Raw genomic sequence first — 583 nt, 5'->3', positions numbered from 1 at the left:
ATTCCAGGGCATGCCCGGTGGCGCTCCGGGTGCCGGGTTCCAGGGCATGCCCGGCGCCGCTCCGGGCACAGGATTCCAGGGCATGCCCGGTCACGCTCCGGGCGCAGGGTTCCAGGGCATGCCCGGCGCCGCTCCGGGCGCAGGGTTCCAGGGCATGCCCGGCGCCGCTCCGGGCGCAGGATTCCAGGGCATGCCCGGCGTCGCTCCGGGCACAGGGTTCCAGGGCATGCCCGGCACCGCTCCGGGCGCAGGGTTCCAAGGCATGCCCGGTGGCGCTCCCGGCGCAGAATTCCAGGGCATGCCCGGCGGTGTTCCGGGCGCAGGATTCCAAGGCATGCCCGGCGTCGCTCCGGGGGCCGGGTTCCAGGGCATGCCCGGCGGTACTCCGGGCGCAGGATTCCAAGGCATGCCCGGCGCCGCTCCGGGGGCCGGAGTGGTGCCCGGCAGACCGGATGGCTTCCCCGGTGGACCCGGCGGCTTCCCCGGTGGGCCCGGCGACTTCTCTGGGGGACTCGGCGGCTTCCCCGGCGGACCCGGAGGCTTCCCCGGCGGGCCCGGAGGCTTCCCCGGTGGGCCCGGAGGC

1 protein-coding gene is annotated in these 583 nt (G+C 76.5%); it reads right to left on the bottom strand.

Going from position 1 to position 583, the window contains the following annotated elements; translation table 11 throughout:
* Window positions 1–90: 90 nt before the first annotated feature.
* The gene (locus QJ48_RS39105) at window positions 91–408 is read right to left on the bottom strand and encodes a hypothetical protein (protein ID WP_157261879.1); all 318 of its coding nucleotides are present in this window, start codon (window positions 406–408) and stop codon (window positions 91–93) included.
* Window positions 409–583: the final 175 nt, after the last annotated feature.

It is taken from the genome of Paenibacillus sp. A3 (genome assembly GCF_001399685.1).
GTDB lineage: Bacteria > Bacillota > Bacilli > Paenibacillales > NBRC-103111 > Paenibacillus_G.
Note: the sequence above shows the minus strand (reverse complement) of the source record. Positions and strands in the feature narration are given on the sequence as shown.